The 1,969-nt window shown below is 63.8% G+C and carries 2 protein-coding genes and 2 tRNA genes (1 of these 4 cut by a window edge); 2 read left to right on the forward strand and 2 right to left on the reverse strand.

The window, feature by feature from the left end; translation table 11 throughout:
• A tRNA-Pro gene (locus ABWP89_RS08850) sits at positions 1-56 on the reverse strand (it extends 121 nt beyond the left edge of the window).
• 201 nt (positions 57-257) lie between these two features.
• Between ABWP89_RS08850 and thyA the strand changes: the two genes are divergently transcribed.
• Positions 258-1,187, forward strand: coding sequence for a thymidylate synthase (gene thyA, locus ABWP89_RS08855; RefSeq protein ID WP_353228704.1), 930 nt, complete (start codon positions 258-260; stop codon positions 1,185-1,187).
• A gap of 9 nt (positions 1,188-1,196) precedes the next feature.
• Here the strand turns inward: thyA and ABWP89_RS08860 are convergent, their stop codons facing one another.
• Positions 1,197-1,688: a hypothetical protein gene (locus ABWP89_RS08860; protein ID WP_353228705.1), complete on the reverse strand. Its 492-nt coding sequence runs from the start codon at positions 1,686-1,688 to the stop codon at positions 1,197-1,199.
• A gap of 198 nt (positions 1,689-1,886) precedes the next feature.
• On the opposite strand from ABWP89_RS08860, the gene ABWP89_RS08865 reads away from it, so the two are divergent.
• Positions 1,887-1,963 (forward strand) — tRNA-Asp (locus ABWP89_RS08865).
• The last annotated feature ends 6 nt before the right edge of the window (positions 1,964-1,969 follow it).

A 1,969-nucleotide genomic window follows, 5' to 3' on the forward strand; every position in this document is an offset into this window, starting at 1 on the left:
AACCTCCGGCCCCTGCCTCCCGAAGACAGTGCTCTACCAGGCTGAGCTACTCCCCGACCGATCTTGCGGGCCATGCGGTTTTCACCGCCGGGCCTGCGAGGCAGGCGCGCGCTATAGGCAGCGGTTTGAAACGTGGCAAGCGGGTAAAACGCCGGTGGCGCGAAAAGTCGAAACAGGGTGGGCCGGGGGTTGCATGGTCCACAACAATCCGCCGCAAGGGCTTTGGCGCAGACGCGTGAACCGGTTAGGATCGCGCGATGGCCGACACGCATTATGAACAGCAGTACCTGAATCTGATGCGCCACATCTGGCGCAACGGTGATGAACGGGTGGATCGCACCGGGGTGGGTACGCGGTCGGTGTTTGGCGCCAGCCTGCGGTTTGATCTGGGCGACGACATGATGCCGTTGCTGACCACCAAACGCGTGTACTGGAAAACCGCGACGCGCGAATTTCTGTGGTTTCTGACCGGGGATACCAACATTCGTGCGCTGTGCGTGCAGGGCGTCGAAATCTGGACTGACTGGCCGCACGCGCGTTATGTGCGCGAAACCGGTGATGCGATTGCCCGCGATGCCTTTTCCGCGAAAATCGTCGCGGATGCGGAATTTGCCGTGCGTTGGGGTAATCTGGGCCCGGTCTATGGCAAACAGTGGGTCGATTGGCCGGTCTATGATCCTGCTGGCGACGGCCTGTTCCGCCAGCGCGCGCAGGGCATCAACCAGATTGCCGGACTGATCCACAGCCTGCGCACCAATCCCGGCAGCCGGCGGCATATTGTCGAAGGCTGGAACGTGGCGGAGCTTGATGCCATGGCGCTGCCGCCTTGCCACAAGACCTATCAGTTCCATGTCGCCGACGGGCGCCTGTCGGTGCTGCTGTACCAGCGCAGTTGCGATGTCGCGCTGGGCCTGCCGTTCAACCTGTGGGGCGCGGCGCTGTTTTTGCGGATGGTGGCGCAGCAATGCGATCTGCAACCGGGTGAACTGGTATGGACCGGGGGCGACACGCACCTCTATCTCAACCACGCCGCGCTGGTCGAGGCGCAGCTGGAGCGCGTTCCCGATGGATGCCCGCGCATGACCATCATACGCCGGCCCGACAGCATGTTCGATTACACCATCGATGATTTCGTGGTGCGCGATTATCACCCGCAGGCGCATATCGCCGCGCCAGTGGCGGTGTAGCGCGGAACGCTAGCGCACTATCCCGCGATAGGTGATTTGCCCCGTGCCGGCGGCAACGCGCCAGCGGATATGGGTAACGTCTTCGGGTTGGGCGGGGCGCCAGCCAGCGCCGTCGTGCACCATCAGCGTGGCCAGCGTGCCCCAATGTTGCCCGCCATCGACCGACACGGTCGATGCATCGCCAGGGCCGGGCTGAAAGGTGATCGCCTGGGGCACCGGGTTGGTCACGGTCAGGCCAGCGCGGTTGCCCCCGGTCCAGCTGACCACGAACACCAGCCGGTCACCGTGGTGCAGTTGTTCGGCGCGTTCCAGCACGCGTGCGGTGCGACCGCCGGGCGCGCGTTCGAACCGTTCGACAAATACATCGCCAGCAAGTTTTACCTGGCTTTGGCTTTCGCGTGCGCCGGGGGCATGGTCGACCATCGCAATGGTCGCGCACAGCCCGGCACCGGGCATCGCCGGGGCGGCAACCGCAACGATCATCATGCTTTTGCGCAACATCCGGCAGGGCGCCCCATGTGTGGAAGAGTGAGGAAAATCCGGCTCTTTTCCTAACCGCCTATGGCAAAGATCGGGTTAACGCCGGGCTGGCGGGCAATACGCTGGCCGCGCCGCCAGGGGGTGTCGCCAAAAACTTTGCGCAAGCTTTGTTGACACTGCGAATTGCGTGCCATAGAGGCGCTGCTCCCAAGCGCGAACGCGGGTGTAGCTCAGTTGGTTAGAGTGCCGGCCTGTCACGCCGGAGGTCGCGGGTTCAAGTCCCGTCACTCGCGCCATTCGCT

The sequence above is a fragment of the Novosphingobium sp. genome (assembly GCF_040398825.1).
GTDB lineage: Bacteria > Pseudomonadota > Alphaproteobacteria > Sphingomonadales > Sphingomonadaceae > Novosphingobium.